Origin of the sequence: Kineococcus gypseus (assembly GCF_050871305.1) — a bacterium.
Taxonomy (GTDB): Bacteria; Actinomycetota; Actinomycetes; order Actinomycetales; family Kineococcaceae; genus Kineococcus; species Kineococcus gypseus.
In genome coordinates this window covers 1-24,993 of sequence record NZ_JBJLRD010000017.1, presented here as the reverse complement: position 1 = coordinate 24,993, position 24,993 = coordinate 1, and the positions used below count along the sequence as shown (strand labels likewise).

At 77.8% G+C, this 24,993-nt stretch carries 22 protein-coding genes and 1 riboswitch; of the genes, 8 read left to right on the top strand and 14 right to left on the bottom strand.

What is annotated here, in order from left to right:
- Positions 1-4: 4 nt before the first annotated feature.
- The 4 genes from ACRYMN_RS08535 to ACRYMN_RS08520 all read right to left on the bottom strand — a co-directional run bounded on the left by ACRYMN_RS08535 (position 5) and on the right by ACRYMN_RS08520 (position 4,806).
- Entirely contained in the window at positions 5-421 is a 417-nt protein-coding gene (locus tag ACRYMN_RS08535; RefSeq protein WP_432493983.1) for a VOC family protein, read from the bottom strand.
- A gap of 10 nt (positions 422-431) precedes the next feature.
- Positions 432-878 (bottom strand): helix-turn-helix transcriptional regulator, encoded by a 447-nt coding sequence (locus ACRYMN_RS08530; RefSeq protein WP_432493981.1) that lies wholly within the window; start codon positions 876-878, stop codon positions 432-434.
- A gap of 59 nt (positions 879-937) precedes the next feature.
- The gene (locus ACRYMN_RS08525) at positions 938-2,149 is read right to left on the bottom strand and encodes an NADH:flavin oxidoreductase/NADH oxidase (RefSeq protein ID WP_432493979.1); all 1,212 of its coding nucleotides are present in this window, start codon (positions 2,147-2,149) and stop codon (positions 938-940) included.
- Between the two features lie 149 nt (positions 2,150-2,298).
- A complete protein-coding gene (locus tag ACRYMN_RS08520; RefSeq protein WP_432493977.1) occupies positions 2,299-4,806 on the bottom strand; it encodes an alpha-amylase family glycosyl hydrolase in 2,508 nt (835 codons plus the stop codon).
- Positions 4,807-4,980: 174 nt separating this feature from the next.
- Here ACRYMN_RS08520 and guaA point away from each other — a divergent pair, with 174 nt between their 5' ends.
- Entirely contained in the window at positions 4,981-6,558 is a 1,578-nt protein-coding gene (gene guaA / locus ACRYMN_RS08515) for a glutamine-hydrolyzing GMP synthase (RefSeq protein ID WP_432494084.1), read from the top strand.
- A gap of 36 nt (positions 6,559-6,594) precedes the next feature.
- Here the strand turns inward: guaA and ACRYMN_RS08510 are convergent, their stop codons facing one another.
- From ACRYMN_RS08510 to ACRYMN_RS08480, 7 genes are all read right to left on the bottom strand, one after another.
- Entirely contained in the window at positions 6,595-7,914 is a 1,320-nt protein-coding gene (locus tag ACRYMN_RS08510) for a choice-of-anchor I domain-containing protein (protein ID WP_432493975.1), read from the bottom strand.
- Positions 7,915-8,109: 195 nt separating this feature from the next.
- Complete coding sequence (locus tag ACRYMN_RS08505) at positions 8,110-9,552, bottom strand: LLM class flavin-dependent oxidoreductase (RefSeq protein WP_432493973.1); 1,443 nt, start codon at positions 9,550-9,552, stop codon at positions 8,110-8,112.
- The gene (locus ACRYMN_RS08500) at positions 9,549-10,343 is read right to left on the bottom strand and encodes an ABC transporter ATP-binding protein (protein WP_432493971.1); all 795 of its coding nucleotides are present in this window, start codon (positions 10,341-10,343) and stop codon (positions 9,549-9,551) included. The genes ACRYMN_RS08505 and ACRYMN_RS08500 overlap by 4 nt, the downstream gene beginning before the upstream one ends.
- Complete coding sequence (locus ACRYMN_RS08495) at positions 10,319-11,251, bottom strand: ABC transporter permease (protein ID WP_432493969.1); 933 nt, start codon at positions 11,249-11,251, stop codon at positions 10,319-10,321. The genes ACRYMN_RS08500 and ACRYMN_RS08495 overlap by 25 nt, the downstream gene beginning before the upstream one ends.
- Entirely contained in the window at positions 11,248-12,333 is a 1,086-nt protein-coding gene (locus ACRYMN_RS08490) for an ABC transporter substrate-binding protein (protein ID WP_432493967.1), read from the bottom strand. Before ACRYMN_RS08490 ends, ACRYMN_RS08495 begins: the two co-directional genes overlap by 4 nt.
- On the bottom strand, positions 12,330-12,857 hold the full coding sequence (locus ACRYMN_RS08485) for a flavin reductase family protein (RefSeq protein ID WP_432493965.1): 528 nt from the start codon (positions 12,855-12,857) through the stop codon (positions 12,330-12,332). The genes ACRYMN_RS08490 and ACRYMN_RS08485 overlap by 4 nt, the downstream gene beginning before the upstream one ends.
- 207 nt (positions 12,858-13,064) lie before the next feature.
- Complete coding sequence (locus ACRYMN_RS08480) at positions 13,065-13,175, bottom strand: putative leader peptide (protein ID WP_432493963.1); 111 nt, start codon at positions 13,173-13,175, stop codon at positions 13,065-13,067.
- Between the two features lie 8 nt (positions 13,176-13,183).
- Positions 13,184-13,276: riboswitch (SAM riboswitch) on the bottom strand.
- A gap of 181 nt (positions 13,277-13,457) precedes the next feature.
- Between ACRYMN_RS08480 and ACRYMN_RS08475 the strand changes: the two genes are divergently transcribed.
- Positions 13,458-13,985, top strand: a complete 528-nt coding sequence (locus ACRYMN_RS08475) for an FBP domain-containing protein (protein ID WP_432493961.1) — start codon at positions 13,458-13,460, stop codon at positions 13,983-13,985.
- Positions 13,986-14,056: 71 nt separating this feature from the next.
- On the opposite strand, the gene ACRYMN_RS08470 is transcribed toward ACRYMN_RS08475, so the two are convergent.
- Complete coding sequence (locus ACRYMN_RS08470) at positions 14,057-15,637, bottom strand: amidohydrolase (RefSeq protein WP_432493959.1); 1,581 nt, start codon at positions 15,635-15,637, stop codon at positions 14,057-14,059.
- Between the two features lie 201 nt (positions 15,638-15,838).
- Here ACRYMN_RS08470 and ACRYMN_RS08465 point away from each other — a divergent pair, with 201 nt between their 5' ends.
- Positions 15,839-18,142: a putative bifunctional diguanylate cyclase/phosphodiesterase gene (locus ACRYMN_RS08465; RefSeq protein ID WP_432493957.1), complete on the top strand. Its 2,304-nt coding sequence runs from the start codon at positions 15,839-15,841 to the stop codon at positions 18,140-18,142.
- On the opposite strand, the gene ACRYMN_RS08460 is transcribed toward ACRYMN_RS08465, so the two are convergent.
- Both ACRYMN_RS08460 and ACRYMN_RS08455 read right to left on the bottom strand, forming a co-directional pair.
- Positions 18,120-18,740 (bottom strand): GNAT family N-acetyltransferase, encoded by a 621-nt coding sequence (locus ACRYMN_RS08460; protein WP_432493955.1) that lies wholly within the window; start codon positions 18,738-18,740, stop codon positions 18,120-18,122. The two genes, ACRYMN_RS08465 and ACRYMN_RS08460, sit on opposite strands and share 23 nt — an antisense overlap.
- A gap of 52 nt (positions 18,741-18,792) precedes the next feature.
- Positions 18,793-20,166, bottom strand: coding sequence for an aminotransferase-like domain-containing protein (locus ACRYMN_RS08455; protein WP_432493953.1), 1,374 nt, complete (start codon positions 20,164-20,166; stop codon positions 18,793-18,795).
- A 63-nt stretch (positions 20,167-20,229) separates the two neighbouring features.
- On the opposite strand from ACRYMN_RS08455, the gene ACRYMN_RS08450 reads away from it, so the two are divergent.
- The 5 genes from ACRYMN_RS08450 to ACRYMN_RS08430 form a co-directional block, all read left to right on the top strand.
- Complete coding sequence (locus ACRYMN_RS08450) at positions 20,230-20,361, top strand: hypothetical protein (protein ID WP_432493951.1); 132 nt, start codon at positions 20,230-20,232, stop codon at positions 20,359-20,361.
- A gap of 86 nt (positions 20,362-20,447) precedes the next feature.
- The gene (locus ACRYMN_RS08445; RefSeq protein WP_432493949.1) at positions 20,448-21,374 is read left to right on the top strand and encodes an SURF1 family protein; all 927 of its coding nucleotides are present in this window, start codon (positions 20,448-20,450) and stop codon (positions 21,372-21,374) included.
- Positions 21,371-21,763 (top strand): DUF3817 domain-containing protein, encoded by a 393-nt coding sequence (locus ACRYMN_RS08440; protein ID WP_432493947.1) that lies wholly within the window; start codon positions 21,371-21,373, stop codon positions 21,761-21,763. The genes ACRYMN_RS08445 and ACRYMN_RS08440 overlap by 4 nt, the downstream gene beginning before the upstream one ends.
- A gap of 7 nt (positions 21,764-21,770) precedes the next feature.
- The gene (locus tag ACRYMN_RS08435; protein WP_432493945.1) at positions 21,771-22,733 is read left to right on the top strand and encodes an NUDIX hydrolase; all 963 of its coding nucleotides are present in this window, start codon (positions 21,771-21,773) and stop codon (positions 22,731-22,733) included.
- Between the two features lie 111 nt (positions 22,734-22,844).
- Positions 22,845-24,993: bifunctional metallophosphatase/5'-nucleotidase (locus ACRYMN_RS08430; RefSeq protein ID WP_432493943.1), on the top strand; the 2,149-nt coding region annotated here is incomplete at its 3' end.

Here is a 24,993-nt window from a genome sequence, read left to right as displayed (position 1 = left end):
CCGGTCAGCGGTCCTTCGGCTGGGTGAAGCGCAGCGCGTTGCCGGCGGGGTCGCGGAAGGCGCAGTCGCGCACGCCGTACGGCTGGTCGGTCGGTTCCTGCAGCACCTCCCCGCCGGCGGCGCGCACCCGCTCGAAGGTGGCGTCGCAGTCGCCGGTGCGGAAGATGACGCCGCGGAGCATGCCCTTGGCGAGCAGCTCCGCGGCGGCCCGCCGGTCGGCGGGGGAGGCGTGCGGGTCCGCCAGGGGCGGTTCGAGCACGATCTCCACGTCCGGCTGCGCGGGGGAGCCCACGGTCGTCCACCGCATCCCCTCGAACTCGACGTCGGCGCGCACCTCCAGGCCGAGGGCGTCGCGGTAGAACGCGATCGCGGCCTCGTGGTCGTCGACGGCGATGAAGCACTGCGAGAGCGTGATGTCCATGCGCTCCACGCTAGGGGCGCGCCCGCTGCGCGGGCTTCTCCGTCCCTGACCGGTCGGACGCCGGCCGGAGCCTCACCGGCCGCGTGCGCACCCTCGCCACGCACGGCGGCACGACCGCGCCGGCGTCGTGGTGGCGCGCCCGGTAGGCGCTGGGGCTCTCGCCGACCAGCTCGGTGAAGCGCGAGCTGAACGAGCCCAGCGACGTGGCCCCCACCGCGTGGCACACCTGCGTGACCGTCAGGTCGCCGCGCCGCAGCAGCGCCTTCGCGCGCTCCACCCGCCGGGTCATCAGGTAGGCGTACGGCGTCTCCCCGTACGCGGCCCGGAAGCTGCGGGAGAAGTGGCCGGGCGACATCAGCGCGGCGCGCGCCAGCGCCGGGACGTCCAGCGGCTGCGCGTGCTCCCGGTCGACGAGGTCGCGCACCCGCCGCAGCCGGACGAGGTCCTCCAGCTCCACGCGACCACGGTGCCACGGCGCCCGCGCTGCCGGTAGGGGCGCGGGCGCCGCGGCACGGCTCACGCCCGCCCGGCCACCTCCACGGCGGGCTGCGCGCCGGCCTCGCGCGGAGCCGGCACGGCGGTGCCGGCAGCGGGGAGCCCGATGCTCGGCGCGTGCCCGCGGAAGTTGCGCAGCCACCACGCCCAGTCCGCCGGCACCAGCGAGAAGGGGTCCTCGTGGCCGAGCTCGCGCGCCGCCCACACCGGCCAGTGCGGGTTCGACAGCGCCGGGCGCCCGAGCATCGCCACGTCGATGCGCTCCTCGCGCACGGCGGCGTCGGCGACCGAGGGCACCCCCAGGTTCCAGCTGCACGCCACCGGGATGCCGACCTCCTCGCGCACGCGCGCCGCGCGGTCGACGAAGCCGGCGGACTCGCCGAACGGCGGGTCGACCATGTCGTCGGTGTTGAACCCGAAGCTGACGTCGGCCAGGTCCAGGCCGTGCTCCTTCATCCACCCGATCACCTCGATCGAGTCCTCGAAGCGCACCCCGTCGGGGTGGAAGTCGTCGGCGCCCAGGCGCATGGTCAGCGGCAGCCGCTCGGGCCACACCTCGCGCACGGCGTCCAGGGCCTCGAGCAGGAACCGCGCCCGGTTGCGCACGCTGCCGCCGTACTCGTCGGTGCGCTGGTTCGCCAGCGGCGAGAAGAAGCTGGCGCCGAGGTAGCCGTGGGCGAAGTGCAACTCCAGCCACTCGTAGCCGGCCTCCAGGGCGCGGCGCGCGGCGTCGGCGTACGAGCGGTGCAGGCCGTGGATCTCCTCGCGGGTCAGCTCGTGCACGGGGAAGGAGTGGTCGCCGCCGTAGGGGATCGCCGAGGGCGCCACGCACGTCCAGCCGTCCGGGTGCTCCGGCGGCAGCGCCTTCCAGCTGCCCTGGGCGTTGGTGCCCACGTGCGGGGGCAGCTCGCTGCCCTTGCGGCCGGTGTGGCCGAGCTGGATGCCCGGCACGGCGCCCATCTTCTTGATCATGGAGGCGACGCGGGCGTGGCCGGCGACCTGGCCGTCCTCCCAGATCCCGGCGCACGAGGTCGTGGTGCGCCCGTCGGGGGTGATGGCGACCTGCTCGGGGAAGACCAGGGCGAAGCCGCCGGCGGCCCGGGCCCCGAGGTACATCACGTGGTAGTCGTCCATCCGTCCGTCCACGGAGCCGTACATCGTCATGGGCGACATGGCGGTGCGGTTGCGCAGGGTCACGCCCTTGAGCGTGAACGGCGAGAACAGGTGCGGCACGGGAGCTCCCTCCGAGGTGGAGCACCCAGTGCAGCGCGGTGCCGGGTCGCCCGTGTTGCCCGGCGCGACCGGTCGCGTGAACTCCTCCTCTCAACCGCTCGCGCGGGCTGAGAGGAGGGGTTCACGCGCGTGTCACGGGCCGTGCGGCGCTAGCCCAGCGCCGCGGTGACCAGGTGGGTGGCGTGGTCGTAGGTGAACACGACCCGCGCCCCGCCGGGCGGGACGACCAGCGCGGTGTTCGCCCCGTTCGCCGTCCCGCCCGCGCCGTAGTTCTCCGCCCAGCCGCCGTCCAGGGCGACCTTGTACTCGTAGGAGCCCTGCGGCAGGTCCACGGCCAGCGTCCACAGCCCGGTGGCCGGGTCCAGGGCCATCCCGGCCTGCTCGCACCCGGGCTGCCAGTCCTCGGTGCACCCGATCTCGCTGTTGAACGACCCGGCGACGGTGACCGACCCCGGTCCCGCCGGCGTCTCCGGCGGCGGGGCCACCACCGTCGCGGAGGTCCCGGCGGCGGCGAGGTTGCCGGAGTGGTCGCGCACGACGGCGCGGTACTCCAGGCGCGTGCCCTCGGGGACGTCCGCGACGTCGTGGAAGACGCGGTACGGGGCGTTGTCGTCGGTGCCCAGGCGCGTCCACCCGCGCGCGCCGGCCACGCGGTAGGCGAAGGTGACCTGGTCGAAGCCGCCGCCGGGCACGTCCACGCCCACCTCGGCGCGCCCGCCGACGGTGTCACCGGTGGTGAACACCGGGGTCGGCGCGCGCCACGACCTGCGCAGCGGTGCCGCCGCCCGCCAGACGACGGCCGACAGGGCGGGCACCGTCACCGTGACCTCCCCCGAGCGCGCCGAGCGCACGGAGCCGGTGCCGGCGGGCCACACCCCGCGGAACGCGGTCCGCGGGCTGAAGGTGTCGAAGGTGACGGTCCGGTCCTGCTCGGAGTTGTTCACGGCCACGAGGTGCTCGCGGTCGTCCTCGTCGCTGATCCGGCTGAACGCGTACACGCCCGGGCCGTCCGAGGCGTACCGGTGCACCTGCGCGCCGTCGGCCAGGGCGGGGTACCGCTCGCGCAGCCGGGCCAGCTCGGCGATCCGGCGGTACAGCGGGTGCGAGGTGTCGAAGTTCTCCTGCGCCGTGGTGGCGTCGGTGCCGATGAGGTCGTCGTCGTTGTAGGTGCCGACCCGCGAGGCGAACACGTCCTGGCGCGCGTCCTGGTCGCCGCCGTCGCCGGTGAAGCCCTGCTCGTCGCCGTAGTAGACGACGGGCTGCCCGCGCGTGAGGTACATCAGCGCGTGCGCGAGCTGGTCGCGCCGCAGCAGCTCCTCGTCGTCGGCGCCGCCCGCGGCGTCGTCGCGCAGGAACGCGCCGATGCGCCCCATGTCGTGGTTGCCCAGGAACGTCGGCAGCGAGTAGGCGTTGGAGTCGGCGTCGGTGTAGTGGTCGTCCAGGGCGTAGAACTCCTGCAGCGCGCGGGTGGCGCCGCCGCTGCCGAACTCACGCGCGCGGTCCTGGAACCCGAAGTCCAGCGTCGCCTGCAGGCCCGCCTCGGTGGTGTAGCGCGAGAGGAACTCCGGGTCCGCGTCGTACACCTCGCCGAAGGAGAAGAAGTCGTCGTTGCCGGCGGCCAGCGCCTGCTGCCGGATCGCTGGGGCGAAGCTCTGCCAGAACCCGGTGTCGACGTGCTTGACGGTGTCGATGCGGAACCCGTCGATGCCGAAGTCCACCCACGCCCGGTAGACGTCCGTCATGCCCTCGACGACCTCGGGGCGCTCGGTGAACAGGTCGTCCAGGCCGACGAAGTCGCCGTACTGGTCGGACTCGCCGCCGTCGAAGCGCGCGTCGCCGCGGTTGTGGTACATCGTCGGGTCGTTCAGCCAGGCCGGCACCTTGACGGTCGCGTCCTCCGGGGTGGGCAGGACGGGCGTGTACGGGAACGACGTCTGCGCGTCCAGCGCCGGGAACGCGTCGCTGCCGGCGACCTCGCGGTCGTCGAACTCCCGGCCGGCCGCGTCGCGGTAGGGCACCTCGCTCTTGGGGACGTACTCCGAGCTGCCCTCGGCGTAGGAGATCACGTCGGCGGTGTGGTTGGTGATGATGTCGAAGAACACCTTGATGCCGCGCGCGTGCGCGGCGTCGACGAGCTGCTCCAGCTCCTCGTTGGTGCCCAGGTGCGGGTCGATCTGCGTGAAGTCGGTGATCCAGTAGCCGTGGTAGCCGGCGGAGGTGTTCTCACCCTCGCCCTGCACGGGCCGGTTCTCGAACGACGGCGTCAGCCAGATCGCGGTGGTGCCCAGGCCCTCGACGTAGTCCAGGCGGTCGATGATCCCCTTCAGGTCGCCGCCGTGGTAGAAGCCCTTGTGAGTGGGGTCGTACCCGCTGGCCAGCCGGTCGGCACCCAGGCCGCCGGTGTCGTTCGAGGTGTCGCCGTTCTCGAAGCGGTCGGCCATGACGAAGTAGAAGCGCTCGCGGGTGAGGTCCTCGCGCAGCGAGGGCGCGGCCAGGGCGCGGTCGGCCGCGCTCACCCCCGGCGGGCGGTGCGGGTGGTGCGGGCGGCGGTGGCCGTCGGGGTCCGCGGCCGCCGCGGGCGCGGGGGTCAGCGCGAGCGCGAGGGCCGCCGCCACCAGGGCGGTGGGCCGTCGGCGCGCAGGGGTGTGGGGTCGCACGGTGCCTCCTCGTCGTTGAGAACGTGCTGTGCAGACGCTATCGCGCACCGTGGCGGTCTCGACGGGGTGCGCGGGGTGGGCCCGGCGCCGGTGGCCGGGCCGGCGGCACCCGGCCGATACCCTGGAGCGGTGACGCCGGACGCGCCCGAGACCGCCCAGACCGACCCCGCCGAGGTGGCCGCCGAGCGCGCCCACCGCCCCGTGCTCGTCGTCGACTACGGCGCCCAGTACGCCCAGCTCATCGCCCGGCGGGTGCGCGAGGCCGACGCCTACTCCGAGATCGTGCCCAGCACGACGCCCGTGGCGGAGATCCTGGCCAAGGACCCGGCCGCGGTGATCCTCTCCGGCGGCCCGGCCAGCGTCTACGCCGAGGACGCCCCGCAGGTCGACCCCGCCCTCTTCGAGGCGGGGGTGCCGGTGCTGGGCATCTGCTACGGCTTCCAGGCGATGGCCAAGGCCCTGGGCGGGCAGGTCGAGCGCACCGGCCGGCGCGAGTACGGCGGCACGGTGGCGCGCCTGAGCGACCCGGGCGCCTCCACCCTGCTGCGCGACCAGCCCGCCGAGCAGTCGGTGTGGATGTCCCACGGCGACAGCGTCGCCGCCGCCCCCGAGGGCTTCCGCGTGGTCGCCTCCTCCGCGGACACCCCGGTCGCCGCGTTCGAGGACGACGAGCGGCGCCTGTACGGGGTGCAGTGGCACCCGGAGGTGCGGCACTCCGCCCACGGCCAGGACGTGCTGGTGAACTTCCTGCGCGAGGGCGCCCGGGTGCCGGCCGACTGGACGACGGGCAACGTCATCGAGGAGCAGGTCGCGCGCATCCGCGCGCAGGTCGGCGACGGCAAGGTGGTCTGCGGGCTCTCCGGCGGGGTGGACTCCGCCGTGGCCGCCGCCCTGGTGCAGCGCGCCGTGGGCGAGCAGCTCACCTGCGTGTTCGTCGACCACGGCCTGCTGCGCGCCGGCGAGGCCGAGCAGGTCGAGCAGGACTTCGTGGCCGCCACCGGCGTGAAGCTGCACGTGGTCGACGCCGCGCAGCGCTTCGCCGAGGCGCTGGCCGGGGTCGTCGACCCCGAGGCCAAGCGCAAGGTCATCGGCCGGGAGTTCATCCGCGCCTTCGAGCAGGCCGCCCGCGACGTCGTCGCCGCCGAGGGCGGCAGCGGCGAGGTGCGCTTCCTCGTGCAGGGCACGCTGTACCCGGACGTGGTGGAGTCCGGCGGCGGCACCGGCGCGGCCACCATCAAGAGCCACCACAACGTCGGCGGCCTGCCCGAGGACATGGCGTTCGAGCTCGTCGAGCCGCTGCGCGCGCTGTTCAAGGACGAGGTGCGCGCGGTCGGCGAGCAGCTCGGGCTGCCCGAGGCGATGGTGTGGCGCCAGCCCTTCCCCGGCCCCGGCCTCGGCATCCGCATCGTCGGCGAGGTCACCCCCGAGCGCCTCGCGGTGCTGCGCGCCGCCGACGCGATCGCCCGCGAGGAGCTGACCGCCGCCGGCCTGGACCGCGAGATCTGGCAGTGCCCGGTGGTGCTGCTGGCCGACGTGCGCTCGGTGGGCGTGCAGGGCGACGGGCGCACCTACGGGCACCCGGTGGTGCTGCGCCCGGTCAGCTCCGAGGACGCCATGACCGCGGACTGGACCCGCCTGCCGTACGACGTGCTGGCGCGCATCTCCACCCGCATCACCAACGAGGTGCTCGAGGTCAACCGCGTCGTGCTCGACGTGACGAGCAAGCCGCCGGGGACGATCGAGTGGGAGTGAGCCCCCGTCGCGCCCGGGCGCGTCAGCGGCGGCGCGTCAGCGGCGGTGCTGCCCGCCGTCGAGGCCGAAGACGCTGATCGTGCCGTCCTCCTCGTCGGCGGCCAGGAGCAGTCCGCGCGAGGGCACCGCCAGCAGCCCCTCGGGCGCCGCGCCGGTCTCGAGGACCTGCAGCAGGCGCGGGGAGCGCTCGCGGCGCAGGTCGTGCACGAGCACCGCGCCGCCGCGCTCGGAGCCGATGAAGGCGTAGGTGGTGCCGCGCACGGTGGCCACCTCGGCGCCCTCGAACTCCGCGCCGCGGTCGTCGCTGCGCCCGTCGGGGTAGCGGCCGGCGTCGGCCAGCGCGCGCTCGGCGGAGGAGCCCGAGGCCCACAGCACCTGCCCGCGCGGGGAGAAGACCGTCCAGCCGCGCCCGCCGGCGGGGTCGGGCGCCAGGTCGCCCTCGTCGGCGGTCACGAGGTTGCCGCCGGGCGTCCACTGCACCGCGTCGGGCTCGCGCGGCGCGGTCAGCTCGTCGTCGAAGGCCACCACGTCGTCGTCCTCGACGTCGGCGTCGGTGCGGTGCACCTCGCCGGCCGAGAAGGAGCCCACCACGCGCCGCGAGCGCAGGTCCACCAGCGCCACGGCGTTGTTCTCCTGCAGCGTCACCGCGGCGACGCCGGCGGCGTCGACGTCGACGAACTCCGGCTCGGGGTCCTCGGGGAACAGCGCGCCGGGCAGGCCGGTGAGGTCCACCGCCGCCGCGCTCCAGCGCTCGGGCGCGCCCTTGAGGTGGACGACGGAGAGGAACCCGGCCGGGGCCTGCGGCAGCCCGCCCTCGACGCCGTCGACGACGAGCTCCTCGTCGCGCTGGTTCTCGATCGCCACGGCCGCGCGCCGGCCGTCGGGGGAGACGGCCACCGAGTCCGGCTGCCCACCGAGGTCGATCGTGCGCACGACGCTGAGGGTGCGCACGTCCACGACCGTCAGGTTCCCCGACGGGGTGGTGAACGCGCCGTCGGTGGTGTCCACCGCGACCAGGGCGAAGCGGCCGTCGCGGGTGACGGCCACCGAGGTGGGCTCGCCGCCGACCTCCACGGTGCCGCTCTCTCGCGGGGCCGACGGGTCGGACAGGTCCACCGCGCCCACGCGCCCGGTCGCGGAGTCGGTGTAGAAGGCGGTGCGCCCGTCGGGGGTGACCGCGAGGATCTCGGCGACCTCGCCGGAGACGGCCAGCACGGCGCGCTCGGTGAAGAGCGCGGGCTCGCGCGGCGGGCGGCGCTCGCCGGCGCTCGCGGGCGCGGCGAGCGCGGGGACGGCCACCGCGGCGGCCAGGGCCACGGCCAGCGCGGCGCGTCGGGGGTTCCGGTTCGGGAGCACGGGTCCTCCTGGGGTGGGTGGCCGCGGCGGGCGCCGTCGGCCGGTGGGTGCGGCCCCGTGGGTACCGCGCCCGCACGACACCGCGGTGTCCACCGCGTGAACGGGCGGGGACGGCTCGGCGCACCGCCGGGCCGTCCCCGGGCCGTCCCCGCGCCGTCCCCGCGCCGCCCCCGCGCCGCCGGGCGCGGCGGCCGCTCAGCCGGCCGGGACCGCCTCGCGCTCGCGCACGTCCACCGGCGCCGGGACGGGCGCGGCGGCGGGGGTCGCGGCGGGGGGCGCGGTGGGGGTCGCGGCGGAGGTCCCGCGCTCGCGCTCGCGCGGGTGCACCGGCACCGGCAGGCCGTAGTGCTCGCGCAGCGTGGTGCCGGTGTACTCCGTGCGGAACAGCCCGCGCCGCTGCAGCTCGGGCACCACGTGCTCGACGAACTCCTCCAGCCCCGAGGGCAGCACGGGGGCCATGACGTTGAAGCCGTCCGCCGCCCCCGCCTCGAACCACGTCTGCAGCGCGTCGGCGACCTGCTCGGGCGTGCCGGCGAGGGTGCGGTGCCCGCGCCCGCCGCCCAGGCGGCCGATGAGCTGGCGCACCGTGAGGTGCTCGCGCCGCGCCAGCTGCACGATGAGCGTGTACCGGCTCTTGGCGCCCTCGATCTCGTCCTCGGAGGGCAGGTCGGCCGGCAGCGGCCGGTCCAGGGCCAGCTCCTCCTCCGGCACCCGCAGCGTGGCCGCCAGCTGGCGGCGGGCGTGCTCGGGCACGATGAGCTCGTCCAGCTCCGCCTCGCGCCGCCGCGCCTCCTCCTCGGTCGAGCCCAGCACCGGCACGATCCCCGGCAGCAGCAGCACCGTGCGCGGGTCGCGCCCGAACCCCGCGGCGCGTCCGCGCACGTCGGCGGCGAACGCCACCGCCTCCTCCAGCGTCTGCTGGGCGGTGAAGACCGCGTCGGCGTAGCGGGCGGCGAGGTCCTTGCCGTCCTCGGAGGAGCCGGCCTGCACCAGCAGCGGGTGCCCCTGCGGCGAGCGCGGCACGTTCAGCGCGCCGGCCACGCGCACGTAGCGGCCCTCGAAGGCGGCCGGGTGCACGCGCTCGGCGTCGGCGTACACCCCGGCGGCCTTGTCCGCCAGCACCGCGCCGCTCTCCCAGCTGTCCCACAGGCGCCGCGCCGCGTCGAGGAACTCCGCGGCGCGCGCGTAGCGCTCGGCGTGCGCGGGCAGCTCGTCCAGGCCGAAGTTGCGCGCGGCCTCCGCCGTCGCGGTGGTCACCACGTTCCACCCGGCGCGCCCGCCGGAGACGTGGTCCAGCGAGGCGAACCGGCGGGCCAGCTCGTAGGGGGCGTTGTACGTGGTGGTGGCGGTGGCGATCAGCCCGATGCGGCTGGTCACCGCCGCCAGCGCAGTCAGCAGGATGGTGGGGTCCAGCGCGCCGGCCGGGCGGCGGCGCACGTCGCCGTACAGGGCGGGGGAGTCGGCGAAGAACACCGAGTCGAACAGGCCGCGCTCGGCGGTGCGGGCCAGGTGCTGGTAGTGCGCCACGTCCAGGTGGGCGTGCGGGTCGCTCTCGGGCAGCCGCCAGGCCGCCTCGTGGTGGCCCACGCTCATGAGGAACGCGTTCAGGTGCAGCCGGCGCGGTGCGGTGGTGCTCATCGGGTCTCTCCGTCCGGGGTGCGGGTCGGGGTGGGGTTTCCGCGGTGCTCGGGGTGCTCGGGGTGCTCGGGGTGCACGCCGAGCGCGCCGAGCAGGCGCGCGCGCAGCGCGGCGGCCCGGGGGTCCTCGCGCGGGCGCGGGGTGGGCAGGTCCACGGGGACGTCCAGGCCGAGGCGGCCGTCGACCAGGACGAGCACGCGGTCGGCCAGGGCGATCGCCTCGTCGACGTCGTGCGTGACCAGCAGCACCGCGGGCCGGTGCCGGGCGTGCAGCTCGCGCAGCAGGTCGTGCATGCGCAGCCGGGTCAGCGCGTCCAGGGCGCCGAACGGCTCGTCGGCCAGCAGCAGCGCCGGTTCGCGCACCAGCGAGCGGGCCAGCGCCACGCGCTGCTGCTCGCCGCCGGAGAGCTGGTGCGGCCAGGTGCGCTCGCGCCCGGCCAGCCCGACCTCCGCCAGCGCGTGGCGCCCGCGCTCGCGGGCGTCCGCGCCGCGCAGGCCCAGCACGACGTTGTCCAGCACCCGCAGCCACGGCAGCAGCCGGGAGTCCTGGAACACCACCGACACGTCGCCGGGTTCCTCGATCGCGCCGGAACCCTCGGCCTCGTGGTCGATGCGCGCCAGGGCGCGCAGCAGGGTGCTCTTGCCCGAACCCGAGCGGCCCAGCAGGGCGGTGAACTCGCCCGGCGCGAGGTCCAGGTCCAGGGAGTCCAGCACGGTGCGCCCGCCGAAGCGGCGCACGAGGCCGCGCGTGCGCACGGCCGGGGCGGTCAGCCCGCCAGGGAGCGTCGCCACGACAGCGCCCTCCTCTCCGCCGCGCGGACCAGGGCGTCGGAGGCCAGGCCCAGCAGGGCGTACACGACCAGGCCGACGACGATGACGTCGGTCTGCCCGTAGGTGCGCGCCTGGGTCATGAGGTACCCGATGCCGCTGGTGGCGTTGATCTGCTCGACGACCACCAGGCCCAGCCAGGAGACGGTCACGCCCATGCGCAGTCCGGTGAAGAACCCCGGCAGGGCGCCGGGCAGCGCCACGCGGGTGACGAACTCGCGCCGGCCGAGCCCCACCGTCTCGGCCAGCTCCACGAACCGGGCGTCCACGCCGCGCAGGGTGGCGTGGGTGGTCAGGTACACCGGCACCAGCACGCCCAGGGCGATGACGGTCACCTTCATCGGCTCGCCGATGCCCAGCCACAGGATGGCCAGCGGGATCAGCGCCAGGGACGGGATGGCCCGCTTGACCTGGATCGTGCCGTCCACGAGGGCCTCGCCCCAGCGGTTCAGCCCGGACAGCAGCGCCAGGGCCGTGCCGACCCCGACGCCCGCCACCAGCGCCAGGCCCGAGCGGGTCAGCGAGGTGAGCAGGTTCGACTGCAGGCGCCCGTCGGCGATGAGCTCGCCGGCGGTGCCCACCACGGTCCACGGCGCCGAGAGCGTGTCCGGGCTCAGCGCGCCGCTGGCGGACCCGGCCGTCCAGGCGGCCAGCAGCAGAAGCGGCCCCCACAGCCGCGACAGCGGCAGCGGGCGCCCCGGCCCCAGCCGGCGCGCGCGCCGCGCGGGGCGCTGCGCGCGGGTGGGGCCAGTGGTGGCGCCGGGGGTGGCGCCGGTGGTGGCGCCGGGGGTGGGAGCGTGGGTGGGGGCGGTGGTGACCGCGCCGGGGGTGCCCAGCGCGCCGGCCGCGGCGGGGCTGTGCGTGGCGCTCACCGGGCCACCTCCACGGGGGCGGCGGTCGCCCCGGCGGCGGCGACCGCGTCGGCCACCACGGGGGCGAAGCGCAGGTCGAAGCCGTCGTGGGCGTCGAGGTCGTCCACGGGCAGCTGCCCGGCGTCGGCGATGGTGTCGATCGTGCTCTGCTGCACGGCGATGAGGTCCTCGTCCAGCGGCGGGAACGTCACCGTGCCGTTCGTCTCCACGATGCGCCGGCCGTCCTCCGCGGCGACGTCCTGGTTCTCGACGTAGTACCGCTGCACCCACTCCTCGCGGTTCTCGTTGACCCACTGCTGCGCGGCCACCCAGCGCGTGACGTAGTCGGCGATCGCGGCGGCCTTGGCCGGGTCGTCCAGCGCCTCGCCGCGCGCGTACAGGTAGCTCAGGCCGGTGGCGGTGCCCCGGGTCTCCTCCACCGGCAGCGCGCTGCCGCCCGGTGCGCGTTCGAGGAACCTCGTCAGGTTCGGCTCGCCGAGCACGGCCACGTCCACCTGGCCGGTGCGCACGGCGTCGGGGAAGTCGCCGAGCTGCAGGCCGACGAGTTCGACGTCGCCGGGTTCCAGCTCCGCCCTGGCCAGCGCGCGCAGCACGATGGACTGCTGGGCGGTCCCCTCGGCGTAGGCGATCCGCTTGCCGCGCAGGTCGTCCAGGGTCTGCACGTCCGCGCCGGGGGCGACGGCCAGGCGCGTGGCGTCCGGGCTGGAGCGCCGGGCGGCCACGATGCGCACGTCGGCGCCCGCGGCGAGGGCCTGGATCGGCGGGGTGTCCCCGACGGTGGCCAGGTCGGCGGCGCCCGCGCGGAACGCCTCGAGGATGGCCGGCCCGCCGGTGAAGTTCGCGTACGTCACCTCGGCGGCCAGCTGCGCGTCCTGCCCGGAGGCGGCGAACACCGTCTGCAGCTGCTGGGCCTGGTCCGCGACGACGAGCTCCGTGCCCGCCGGGACGTCCAGCGACAGCTCGGCGGGCCGCTCGGCCGCGGCGCCGTCCCGCGACTCCGCCTGCGCGCCGGCGCAGGCGGACAGCAGCGCAGCGGTCAGGCCGGCGGCCAGCGCGCCGAGGACCTCGCGCCGCGCCCTCACCACGCGCTCCCGGCCGCCGCGGCGGGCTGGGCCGCGCCGAGGCGGTGGTAGCCGCCGGCGTGGTGCAGCAGGGGTTCGTGCACCCGCCGCACCTCCGCCCAGGCGATGCGCACCACGACGAGGTGGTGGTCGCCCGCCGCGAAGCGGTGCTCCACCGGGCCGGTGATGACCACGGGCGCGTCGTCCAGGCCCGGGGCGCCGCCCGGCAGCGGCGACCAGCGCAGGGGAGCGGTGAAGCGGTCGGTCCCGCGGGCGGCGAACCGCCGGGCCAGGTCGGTCTGCGAGGCGTCCAGGAAGTGCACGGCGACCGTCGCGGCGGAGGCGACGGCGTCCCAGCTGGACGAGGTGCGCGCCACGTTGAACACCAGCAGCGGCGGTTCCAGCGACAGGGAGCTGACCGAGGTGGCGGTGAAACCGGCGGGGCCGGCACCGCCGTCGGCGGTGACGACCGCCACGGCGCCGGCGTGCGCGGCGAACAGCTCGCGCAGCGAGGGGGTCGTGGGGGCGGGGGGTGCGACGCTCAAGGGTTTCCTCCGGGGCAGGCGGCGGCGCCCGGGCGGCGGTGCGCGCGCTGCGCGCGGGTGCGGCCCGGTGCGGGGTGGTTCCAGTGGTGGTGAGCCGTTGCGCCGCAACGGCTTCGTGGGCGTGCGACCGCGCCCGCGGCGCGGCGCGGGCCCGCGCGGGCGGGTCCGCGCGCGGGCCCGCGGGGCGGTTCGGCGGGACCGGTGCGGTCAGGCGCGGGTGCGGCGACAGAGGGCGCTGCCGACGCGGCACAGGTCGACGTGCCGGCGCTGCACGCTGAGCAGCGGGCGCAGCGGCGACTGCTGCGCGGTGCGGTTCATCGAGGGTTCTCCCATCGTTCCCGGCATGAGCACCCGCTCCCGTCTCCGGGGGGTTGCTGCGGCGTCGACGAGCCAGGTCTCTCAGCCGCTCTGGATGGCGTCCTGGAACCCTGGCACACCCGTGCACGCACCGTCAACGGTTCCCCGTGCGGGTTCCGGTCCCCCGGAGGGTTTCCGGTCCCCCGGGAGGACCGGAACCCGTTGGACCACCACCTCCGCACAGCGTAGGCTGGTGCCTAAAGGGGTTAGGGAGAAGGGCGCGCGGCGCCCGGAGGAGGAACCGTGCCGGATGAGGGGGGCGTGCGCCCGGCGGTGCTCACCGAGGAGGTGGTGCGCCGCGCGTTCGTGAACTGCAGCAGGGGCGAGGCGTCGCGCGTGGGCGTGCCCGCGTGGGTGCGCGAGGTGGACCCGCGGGCGCCGGTCGCCGGCTGGCGCGACCCGAGGGCCCCCGAGCGCGGCTGCCTGCTGGTGCCGGGCGCGGCGCCGGGGCTGGCCCCGCGCGCGCTCGTGCTGCGCGCGCCCTCCGGCGGGGGCGCCCGCGCGGCCGCCATGTGCGACCTGTGCCGCACGACGCGCTCGGCCGGCGACGTGGCGCTGTTCGCCGCGCCCCGCGCCGGCGCCGCCGGCCGCCGAGGCGACACCATGGGCGTGTACGCCTGCGCCGACCTCGCGTGCGCGCGCTGCGTGGAGGTGCAGCGGGCCACCGCGGCGCTGCGCCCCGACCCCGGCCGCACCGTCGAGGAGCGCCGCGCGGACCTCGCCCGGCGGGCGGGAGCCTTCGTCGACGCGGTGCTGGGCGCGCGCACCTGAGCGGGCCGCAGCGCGTCCGTGAACCGCGGCGGGCGCCGCGGCGGGCGTGAACCGCGGCGGGCGCCGTCGCCTCACACCCCCGCGCGGTGCGTCCAGGCCCCGCCGACGAGGGTGCCCAGCACCTCGGTGCGCCGCAGCGCCGCGGCGCCGCCCGCGGCCAGCACCGCGGCCGGCGGCTCGGCCACCAGCACCGCGTCGGCCACGTCGCCGGCGCGCACCGCGGCGCGCCCGTCGCACGCCGCGCGCAGCGCCACGTCCAGCGGCAGGTGCTGCTCGGGGTGCCAGGCGGGGCGCCCGTCCACCGAGCGGTGCACGGCCGCGGCCACGGCGTCCCAGGGGTCCAGCGGCGCCACGGGCGCGTCCGAGCCCAGCCGCAGCTCGGCGCCGGCGGCGTGCAGGGCCGCGTACGGGTACGCCCGCCCGGCGCCGTGCGCCCAGTGCACCTCGCACAGGTCGCGGTCGTCGGGGGCGTGCCGCGGCTGCACGCTGGCCACCACGCCCAGCTGCGCGAAGCGCGGCAGGTCCTGCGCGCGCACCTGCTGGGCGTGCTCGACGCGCCCGGTGCAGCCGGCGGCCGCGAAGCCGTCCAGGGCCACGGCCACCGCCGCGTCGCCGATGGCGTGCACCGCCGCGTCGAAGCCGTGCGCGGCCGCGCGGCGCAGCAGCGCCTCCAGCTCCCGCGGCGGCAGGCGCAGCACCCCGTGCGGGCCCGCCGGTGCCGGCGGGGGGTAGGCGTCGCAGCAGTACGCGGTGCGCGTGCCCAGCGAGCCGTCCACCACGAGCTTGACCGGGCCCACCCGCACCCGCGCCCCCGCGCCCGGCAGCGCGGCGCCGCTGCGCAGCCCCCGCGCGAGCGCGTCGTCGAGCCACTGCGGCCACACGCCCACCGACACGCGCACCGCCGGCTCGCCCAGGGCCGCGCGCCGGGCCCACACCGCCGGCGGGGCGTGCTCGAGGTCGACCACCCCCGTCACCCCGCGCGCGGCCGCGGCCGCCGCGGCCTCGGCCACCCAGCGGTCCAGCGCGTCCGCCCCCACGTCGCCGGCGGCGGCCGTCAGCGCCATGGCCTCCGCCTCGCGCACCACGCCTGTCGGCTCCGCGACCCCGAAGCGGGCCGCTGCCGCCGAGCTGACCCACGCCGCGTGCAGGTCCTGGCTGACCACCACCACGGGCCGTGCGCCGAAGCGCTCGTCGAGCAGGTCGCGGTGCGGCGCGTCCGGCCACAGCGCGTCGCGGAAGCCGTGCCCGAGCACCAGGTCCTCGCCGGGCGGGGCGTGCCGGGCCAGCAGGTCCACGGCCTCGCGCGCCGAGCGGGCCGGCAGCACGTCGACCCGCCGGCGCGCCGCCGCCCACTGCGTCAGGTGCACGTGCGCGTCCACCAGGCCCGGCAGCAGCACCGCGCCGCCGCAGTCGACGACCTCCGCGCCCGCGGGCACCCGCGCGCCCGGCGAGCCCGCCGCTCCCGCGGCGCCGGGGCGCAGGTCGTCGGCGATCGCGCGCACGCGCCCCGCGGCCAGCAGCACGTCGCGCTCGCCGCCCGGTGCGCCGTGCACCCGCACCCGCCGCAGCAGCACCGCGCCGGCCCCCGGCCCCGCCGCGCCGGGGCCCGCGCCCGCGGCCCCGCCCCCGACCCCGCCCGCCACCGCGTCCACCGCTCCGCCCCCCGTCGCCCCGCCCGTCCGGCCGCCGCCCGGCCCCCGTGCGCACCGGCAGTGTCGCGGACACCGCCGGGCGCGGCGTCCGGGTGACGGCCGCGGCATCCGGGTGACGGGCGCTCCGGCCGCTCCGGTCCCCGCGACCCCGCGCCGATGGGAGCATGCTGGTCACCCGGACAAGGAGCGGAGGGGGAGGTCGTGCGCGTGCTCCCGGACGGCCGTGGCGACCCCGCGCTGCTGGTGGGCGGCCGGGTCGGCGCCCTCGCGGCGGCCTGCTGCGTGCTGCTGTACCCGCTGCCGCTGCCGGGCGGGGTGCGCGCCGCGCTCATGCTGGCCGTCGGTGCCCTGTCCGTCGCGTGCCAGCTCATCGGGGTGCGGGTGCACCGCCCCGCCCCGCGCGCCGCGTGGCGCCTGATGCCGTGGATGGCGGGGTTGTTCCTCCTCGGCGCGGTCGCGCGCCCCTGGAGCGCGGGCGCCGGCGGTGCCGGCGCGCACCTGGCGGACGCGTTCACCCTCTCCGGCTACCTCGTCCTGGGCGTGGCGCTGACCCGGCTGGTGCGCGCCCACGGCGGCCTGCGCCGGGAGGTCGTCTGCGACGTGGGCATCGTCGCCGCGGCCGGCGCCCTCGCCGCGGCCCGCTTCCTCGTCGAGCCGACGACGAGCGTGCCCGGCCGCGACGCGCTGACCTCCGTGCTGGCCGGCACCTACCCGCTGATCGACGTGGTGCTGCTGGCCCTGGCCGTCGACCTGGTGCTCAGCGGCCCGCGCCACCGCAGCCACCGGCTGCTGACCGCGGCCACCGCGGCGCTGCTGACCGGTGACCTGCTCTACGCGGTCTACGGCGTGCAGGGGGTGCTGGTGCCGCCGGACCCGGTCAACGTGCCGTTCCTGCTGGCCTACCTCCTCATCGCGCTGGCCACCCTGGACCCCTCGCAGGCCACCGGCGGCGGGCGGGCGGGCGCCGAGCCGCTGGACGCGTGGTCGCTGCGCCGGCTGCCGCTGCTGGCCGCCGCCCTGGCGGCGCTGACGGCCCTGGTGGCCCTGCCGGCCGGCGACGGGCGGCTGCAGGTGGCCACCGCCCTGGCCCTGGCCGTGGCGCTGTGCCTGCTGGTGCTGCGCGCGGTCTCGGCCGTCAACGGCCAGGCGCGGGCGCGCGCCGTGCTGCAGCACCGCGCCAGCCACGACCCGCTCACCGGCCTGCCCAACCGCCAGGAGCTCGAGCGGCTGCTGGAGCAGCGCCTGGCCGCCCCGCCGGCGGCGCCGGTGCGCACCTGGCTGCTGTACGTGGACCTCGACGGCTTCAAGCGGGTCAACGACACCTGGGGCCACTCCGGCGGCGACGAGCTGCTGCGCGCGGTGGCCGACCAGCTGCGCGAGGTGGTGCGCGAGGTGCCCTCGCGGGCGGTCGTGGCCCGCCTGTCCGGCGACGAGTTCGTCATCCTCGCCGACGGCGACGCCGCCGGCGCCGAGGACCTCGCGCAGCGCGTGCTGCACGCGGTGGAGCGCCCCGCGCACCTGAGCGTCGCCGAGGTGGTGCTCAGCGCCTCCGTCGGGGTGGCCGAGGCCCACACCAGCGCCGCGGCCACGCTGCGCGACGCCGACACCGCCATGTACCGCGCCAAGAACCGCGGCCGCGCGCAGTGGGCGGTCTTCGACGAGTCCATGCGCACCGCGCTCGGCGGGGAGATCGAGCTGGAGCTGGCGCTGCGCTACGCGGTGGACGAGGGCGCGCTCACCGTGGCCTACCAGGCGATCGTCGACCTGCCGGCGCACCGCCCCGTGGGCGTCGAGGCGCTGCTGCGCTGGGAGCGCCCGCTGCTCGGGCCGGTCTCGCCGGTGGACTTCGTGCCGGTGCTGGAGGACAGCGGCCTGATCGTGCCGGTGGGCCGGTTCGTGCTGCGCACCGCCGTGCACCAGCTGGCCCGCTGGCGCGAGGCGGGCCTGGTGGACGCCGCGTTCGTCATGTCCGTCAACGTCTCCCCGCGCCAGCTGCTGCACCCCTCCTTCCCCGGGGCGGTGGAGGAGGTCCTCGCCGAGACGGGCGTGGAGGGCGCCAGCCTCACCCTGGAGATCACCGAGTCGTCGGTGCTGTCGAACGACCCCAGCACCACGGAGGTGCTCCAGCGGCTGCGGCGCCTGGGCGTGGGCCTGGCCGTCGACGACTTCGGCACCGGCTACTCGGCGCTGAGCTACCTGCGCGCCTTCCCGGTGACGGCGGTGAAGGTGGACCGCAGCTTCGTCTCCGGGCTGGACGGCTCGGCCGGCGACGCGGCCGTGGTGCGCGCGGTGGTGGGCGTGGCGCGCGCGCTGGGGCTGCACGTGACGGCCGAGGGCGTCGAGACGCCGGTGCAGTCGCGCGTGCTGGCGGACCTGGGCGTCGAGCGGGGCCAGGGCTGGCTGTGGCACCGCGCCGGCGCCCCGGACGACGTCGCGGCCCTGCTGGCGCGCGCGGGCGCGGGCGTGCCCGCCCGCCCGGGCGTCAGCGCCCCGGGCGGGGTCTGACCAGCGCCGCGCCCGCGTCCTCGCCGGGCCCGGCGGGGGAGGGGAACTCCCACGCCCAGTAGCTCTGCTGGTCCAGGCGCAGCAGCCGCGCCCCGGCGCCGGCGGCGTCGACCAGGCGCCCGAAGAGCTGCGGCAGGGCCAGCTCCTCCTCGTTGTGCCGGCACACGTCGATGCCGGCGACGCCGCCGCGCTCGCCGACCACCGCGCACATGTGGGCCACCATCCGGGGGAAGATCCCGCTGCCGCGGTAGGCGGGGTGCACGCCCAGGCAGCCGATGTACCAGACGCGCCCGTGCGCGTGGTGCTCCGGCCAGCGGTGGGCGAAGTACGCCTCGGAGATCAGCGGGATCGCCGCGAGGTGGTTGGTGAAGGTGCCGAAGGCGCACACGCGCCCGTCCAGCTCGTCGTCGACGCCGAGGTGCTTCTCGACCCGCTCGTCGGCGCACACCGCGTCGAACTCCGCGCGCGTCATCAGGTGGCGCTGCACGGCGAGGACCTCGAGGCGCCGGAAGGCCTCGTGGTAGACCTCCCAGGCCTGCTCGCGCAGGTCGCCGTTCAGCGTGGTCAGGACCTGCAGGGACGTGGCGCGCGTGGGCAACGGTGCTCCGGGGGCCGAGGGGGTGGTGTCCGGGGCACTCTAGCGGCGCCGCTCACAGGGCGGCGGCCAGCCGGCGCACCGCCTCGCCGACCTGCCCGGAGGGCAGCCCGGCCACGCACAGCCGCAGGTGCGCGGCGTCCTCCTCGGCGACGAGGTGGTGCCGACCCGGCCCCACGGCCACCCCGCGCGCCAGCGCCCGGCGCGCCACCTCGGCGTCGTCCACCCCGCGCGGCAGGCGCAGCCACAGCGAGAAGCCGCCGCGCGGGCGCGCCCAGGAGCACCCGGGCAGCTCGCGGGCCAGCGCCGTGCCCAGGGCGCCCACCCGGTCGGCCAGCGCCGCGGACAGCGCGCGCAGGTGCGCGCCCCACCCGGCGCCGGTGACCAGCTCCAGGGCGGTCTCCTGCAGGGGGCGCGAGACGAACAGGTCGTCGACCACGCGCAGCGCGGCGATGCGCTGGGCCACCGGCCCGCGGGCGACCACGCAGCCCACCCGCAGGCTCGGGGCGGCGGCCTTCGTCAGGGAGTTGACGGTGATGACGCGCCCGTCGGCGTCGTCGCGCAGCAGCGACGGCGGCGGCGTGGGCCCGTGCCCGAGCCAGCGCGCGTAGTCGTCCTCCACGACGAAGGCGCCGGCGGCCGCGGCCGCCTCCAGCACGGGGCGGCGGCGCTCGGCGGCCAGCACCGAGCCGTCCGGGTTGGCGTAGGTGGGCTGCACGTACAGCACCCGCGCGCCCGTGGTGGCGAAGGCGCGCTCGAGCAGGTCCGGGCGCACCCCGTCGGCGTCGGCGGGCACGGGCACCGGCACCAGCCCGGCGCTGCGCAGCAGCGAGATGACCCCCGGGTAGCTGGGCACGGCCACGAGCACGGGGCTGCCGGCGGGCACCAGCGCGCGCAGCACCGTGGACAGCGCGCCCTGCCCGCCGGGGGTGACCAGCACGTCCTCGCGGTCGGCGCCGAGCTGGCGGGCGAACCAGGTGCGCAGCTCGGGAAGGCCCGCCGGTGGCGGCACGGACCACGCCTGCGGCCGGCGCGCGGCGCGGGCGCAGGCGGCCGCCAGCCGGGAGGTCGGCTGCAGGGAGAGGTCCAGGTAGCCGCGGGCCATGTCCAGCGCGTCCTCGGGCGGGGCGCTGAGGGCGGCCACCACGCCGGTGGCGCGCACGGGCGAGGCGCCCAGGGCGACCTGCTGCCAGCCGGTGTCGGCGGCGCCGGTGGCGGTGGGGCGGGCCACGAAGGTGCCCGCGCCCGGGCGCGTGACCACGGTGCCGTCGGCGACGAGCTGGTCCACGGCGCGCTGCACCGTCACCGGGCCCACCCCCAGCTCGGCGACCAGGACCCGGCTGCTGGGCAGGCGGGCCCCGGCCGGCAGGGCGCGGGCGCGCTCCCGGAGGCTGGCGGTGACGCGCGCCACGCTGCTACTGTCGGACATGAACAGAGACAATAGCGCTATCCACTCGGTGACCGGTAGCACCACGGGCGCGCGGAGTCCCCGGTGAACGCCCCCGTCCTGCTAGCGCTCCTCCTGCTGCTGGCGCTGCTCGCCCCCGTGCTCGGCGCCGACACGCGCCCCGGCCGCACCGGCCCGCGCCCGGACCGCCCCGCCCGCTACCGCCTGCGGCGCTGAACCCTGCCCGCCGCTACCACCGGCGCTCCCCGTCCCGCGCGGGGCGCGCCGGACGGCCCGGCCGGGGCGGGACGTACCCTCTCCCCGTGGCCCAGCCCCTCCCGAGCGCCGCCGGCGCGCCGCGCGCGGGCGGCGGGGCGGGCGGGCGGGCGCTGGCGCTGACCGCCCTGGCCTGGCTGGCCGTCGCCGCGTGCGTCGTCCTCGGCGCCTGGCAGTGGAGCCGCGGCAACGTCGTGGTCGGCGAGCCCCCGGCCACGCAGCCCGTCGTGCCCGTCCAGCAGGTCGTCTCCGCCGCCGCGGCCGGCGGTCCCGGCGCGGTCCTGGCCGCCGACGAGGTCGGCCGGCGGGTGCGGGTGCAGGGCTCCTTCGACCCGGCCGTGGACCTGCTCGTGCCCGGCCGGCCCCTGGACGGCGCCGACGGCGCGTGGGTGCTCGGCGTCGTGCTCCTCGCCGACGGCACGGGCGTGCCCGTCGTGCGCGGCTGGGTGCCCGAGGGCGAGCCGGCACCGCCCCCGCCCGCCGGGCCCGTCGACCTCGCCGGCGTGGTGCAGGCGCCGGAGGCCTCCGACGTGGCCCCCTCCACGAGCGCGCTGCCGCCCGGCAGCGCGCGGGTCGTCAGCGCCGCCGACCTCGTCAACCGCGTGCAGTACCCGGTCGCCAACGCCTTCGTCACCGCCACCGAGCCCGCCGCCGAGCCCGCCGCCGCCGAGCCCGCCGCCGGGGGGGCGGTGCGGCTGCGCCCCGTGCCGCCGCCCGAGCCCGGCGAGGCCACCCGGCGCCTGGACTGGCGCAACATCGCCTACGCCGCCCAGTGGTGGGTCTTCGCGGTCTTCGCCCTGGTGCTGTGGCGGCGCGCCCTGCGCGACCTGCGCGCCGACGCCGCGGGGGCGCGCGCGCCCGCCGGCGGCGCCGGGGCCGACCCCGCGGGCGGCGCGCCCGCGGGCGAGGGGCAGGATCGGGTCCCACACCCCGCCGACGGTCCGGGAGGACGAGACGTGAGCAGCACCCGATGAGCGCCGACCGCACCGGCGCCCCGAGCGCGGGCGCGGGCAGCGGCAGCGGCACCAGCGCGGCGCCGAAGGTCCGCTCCGCCCTGACCCGCTACCGCGTCATGGCCTGGGTCACCGGCATCGGGCTGCTGTTCGTCGTCGCCGGGATGGTGCAGGAGCACGTGCTGCACCGCGGCGACTCCCTCACCAGCGTCATGGGCCCGGTGCACGGCCTGTTCTACGTGCTGCTGCTCATCACGACCTTCGACCTGGGCACCCGCGTGCGCTGGCCGTGGTCGCGCATGCTGCTGACCGCCCTGGCCGGGACCGTGCCGTTCCTCTCCTTCTACGCCGAGCGCAAGAACCACCGCGCCGTCGAGGCGCAGCTGCCGGGCCGCGCAGCGGCGAGCTGAGGCGCCGGTGAGCCCCAGCGCCCCGCCGCCCGCCGCCGGGCGACCGGCCCTGCAGCGGGTGGTGGTGCACGCGGCCCTGCGCGCCGGCGGGCTGCTGCTCGTGCGCGACGCGCCCGCCCCGCCGGGCGCCCCCGGCGCCGGGCCGGTGCTGCCCTGGGCGCTGCTCGCGCACGGCGAGACCCCCGCCGCCGGCGCCCAGCGGGCCCTGGCCGCCGCCGGCGCTCCGCCGGCGCGCACCGGCGTCCCCGTGGAGGTGCGCGACGGCGTGCGCCGCGCCGTGGACGGGGAGGTCCCCGGCCACCCGGGTGGCGTGGACCTGCACACCGTGCACGTCGTGCTCTCCGCCGGCCCCGCCACGCCCGCCGCGCCCGCCGGCCCCGCCGCCGCCGCGGGCGCCGCCGCGGCCGGGGCGGGGCGCTGGGTGCCCGCGCCGGCCGCGCTGCCGCTGGTGCCGGACGCGCTCGCGCGCGTGGAGCCGGCCGAGCTGGAGCGCCTGCGCGCCCCGGCCGACGCGGCGACCCCCGTGGTGCGCCAGCGGCTGGCCGCCTACGCGGTCGTCGTCAGCCCCGCCCGCGAGATCCTGCTCACCCGCCTGTCCACCCTGACGCCCAGCCCGGGGCGCTGGACGCTGCCCGGCGGCGGCGTCGACCACGGCGAGCACCCGCTGACCGCCGCCGTGCGCGAGGTGCACGAGGAGACCGGCATGGACGTCGACGTCGAGCGCCTCGTCGACATCGGCTCCGAGCACTTCACCGGCCGCTCGCCGCGCGGGGTGCTGGAGGACTTCCACGCCGTGCGGGTGCTCGTGACCGCCACCGCCCGGCAGGTGCGCGAGCCGCGCGTGCTCGACGTCGGCGGCAGCACCGACCTGAGCTCCTGGGTGCCGCTGGAGGAGGCGGAGCGGTGGGGGCTGGTCGGCGTGGCCCAGCGCGGCGTGCAGATCGCCCTGCGCGGGCCGGCCACCGGCTGAGCCGGCCCCGCGCCCCGGGCGGCACGGGGAGTTCACGCGGCGGAGCTTCCCGACCACGGCCCGCTGCTGGCAGACTCCGCCCGCGCCTGTCCCTCCCGCGGAAGCGAGCTCATGAGCCGTCCCCTCGTCCGACTCGTCGGTCCCGCCGCCCTCGCGCTCGCGCTCGCCGGGCCCCTGGCCGCGGCCCCGGCCGCCCTGGCCGCGCCCACCGCCGGGCCCACCCCCGGGCCCACCGCGAGCCCGTCCCCCTCGGCCCCGGCCGGGCAGGTGCGCGACCTGCTGCCCGCGCCCGCCGCCGGGCGCACGCAGGTGCAGATCGGCGCGTTCAACGACCTGCACGGCCGCCTCGAGGCGCCCGACGAGACCGACGACGGCGCCCCGATCGGCGGCACCGCGCAGCTCGCCGGCGCCCTCGACGCGATGCGCGCCCAGGAGCCGAACACCGTGGTCGTCTCCGTCGGCGACAACATCGGCGCCTCGACCTTCACCTCGTTCATCCAGCAGGACGCCCCGACGCTGGAGGCGCTGAACGCCATGGGCGTGGCCGCCTCGGCGGTGGGCAACCACGAGTTCGACAAGGGCTACGCGGACCTGACCGACCGCGTCGGCGTGCAGGGCGACGGGCCGCTGGCCGAGTTCCCCTACCTGGGCGCGAACGTGACGCTCGCCGACGGCAGCCCGGCGCTGCCGGCCTCCAGCACCACCGAGGTCGCCGGCGTGCGGGTGGGGTTCATCGGCGTCGTCACGCGCGCCACCCCCAGCCTGGTCGCGCCCGACGGCATCGCGGACCTGCGCTTCACCGACCCGGTCGCCGCCGCGAACCGGGTGGCCGACGAGCTCTCCGACGGGGACGAGGCCAACGGCGAGGCCGACGTCCTCGTCCTGCTGGCGCACGAGGGCTCCGAGGGCACCGACTGCGAGGAGGTGCGCACCACCGGCGCCTTCGGCGAGGTCGTGCGCGGCGCCTCGCCGCGGATCGACGTGATCCTCTCCGGGCACACCCACCAGCTCTACGACTGCGAGTTCCCCGTCGAGGGCAGGGCGGTGCCCCGCCCGGTGCTCTCCGCGGAGTCGTACTCGGTGGCCGCCGACCGCGTGGTGCTCGAGGTCGACGACGCCACCGGCGAGGTCGTCGCGCAGGCGCACGAGGTGGTCGCCGTGCAGGGCTTCGCCCCGGACCCCGAGGTGCAGGCGATCGTGGACCGGGCCGTGGCGTTCGCCGAGGAGGAGGGCGCCCGCCCGGTCGGGCGCATCACCGCCGACGTCGGCCGCGCCCGCCTGCCCAGCGGCGAGGACGACCGCGGCACGCAGTCGCCGCTGGCGAACCTCGTCGCCGACGCGCAGCTGCAGCAGACCCGCGGCGCCGGCGCGCAGTTCGCCCTGATGAACCCCGGCGGCGTGCGCGACGACCTCGACCTCGCCCCCTCCGGCGCGGAGGGCGAGGGCGTGGTCACCTACGCCGAGGCCGCCGCGGTGCAGCCGTTCGCGAACTCCGTGCTCACCCTGACCCTGACCGGCGCGCAGGTGCGGCAGGTGCTCGAGGAGCAGTGGCAGCCGGCGGGCTCCTCGCGCCCGTTCCTGGCGCTGGGCGTCTCCAAGGGCTTCTCCTTCACCTACGACCCCGCCGCCCCGGCCGGGCAGCACGTGCGCTCGGTGGCGCTGGACGGGCGCGAGCTGGACCCGGCGGCGACGTACCGGGTGACGGTGAACAGCTTCCTGGCCGCCGGCGGGGACAACTTCGCCACCCTGGCGCAGGGCACCGACCGCACCGAGCTGGGCCGCACCGACCTGGAGGCCTTCACCGCCTTCCTGGGCCTGCCGGAGAACCAGCCGCTGACGCCGGACCTGCTGCCGCGCTCCTCGGTGGCGACGGTCACCGCGCCGCCGAGCCCGGCGCCGACCACGTCGGCGCCCGCACCGGCACCGACCACCGCCCCGACGAGCGCGCCGACCACCGCCCCGGTCACCGCGGCCCCGGCCCCGGTGCGCACCACCCGCCCGAGCACCCGTCCCACCACCCGCCCGACCAGCCGGCCGGCCGCCACGGCCGGTGGCCGGCTGGCGCGCACGGGCACCGAGGTCACCCCCTACGTGGCCGCCGGCGGCGGCCTCGTGCTCGGCGGCGGGCTGCTCATCGCCCTCTCGCGGCGCCGGCGCGGGGGGGGGCGCGGCCGGCGCCCGCCCCCCCCCCCCGCCCCCCCCCCCCCCCCCCCCCGCCCCCCCCCCCCCCCCCCCCGCCCCCCCGCCCCCCCCACCACAC

What these genes read in the sequence shown, in the direction of transcription:
- ACRYMN_RS08535 (WP_432493983.1), bottom strand. Translation starts at nt 421, where the DNA reads ATGGACATCACGCTCTCGCAGTGCTTCATCGCCGTCGACGACCACGAG.
- ACRYMN_RS08505 (WP_432493973.1), bottom strand. Translation starts at nt 9,552, where the DNA reads ATGAGCACCACCGCACCGCGCCGGCTGCACCTGAACGCGTTCCTCATG.
- ACRYMN_RS08440 (WP_432493947.1), top strand. Translation starts at nt 21,371, where the DNA reads ATGAGCGCCGACCGCACCGGCGCCCCGAGCGCGGGCGCGGGCAGCGGC.
- ACRYMN_RS08455 (WP_432493953.1), bottom strand. Translation starts at nt 20,166, where the DNA reads ATGTCCGACAGTAGCAGCGTGGCGCGCGTCACCGCCAGCCTCCGGGAG.
- ACRYMN_RS08480 (WP_432493963.1), bottom strand. Translation starts at nt 13,175, where the DNA reads ATGAACCGCACCGCGCAGCAGTCGCCGCTGCGCCCGCTGCTCAGCGTG.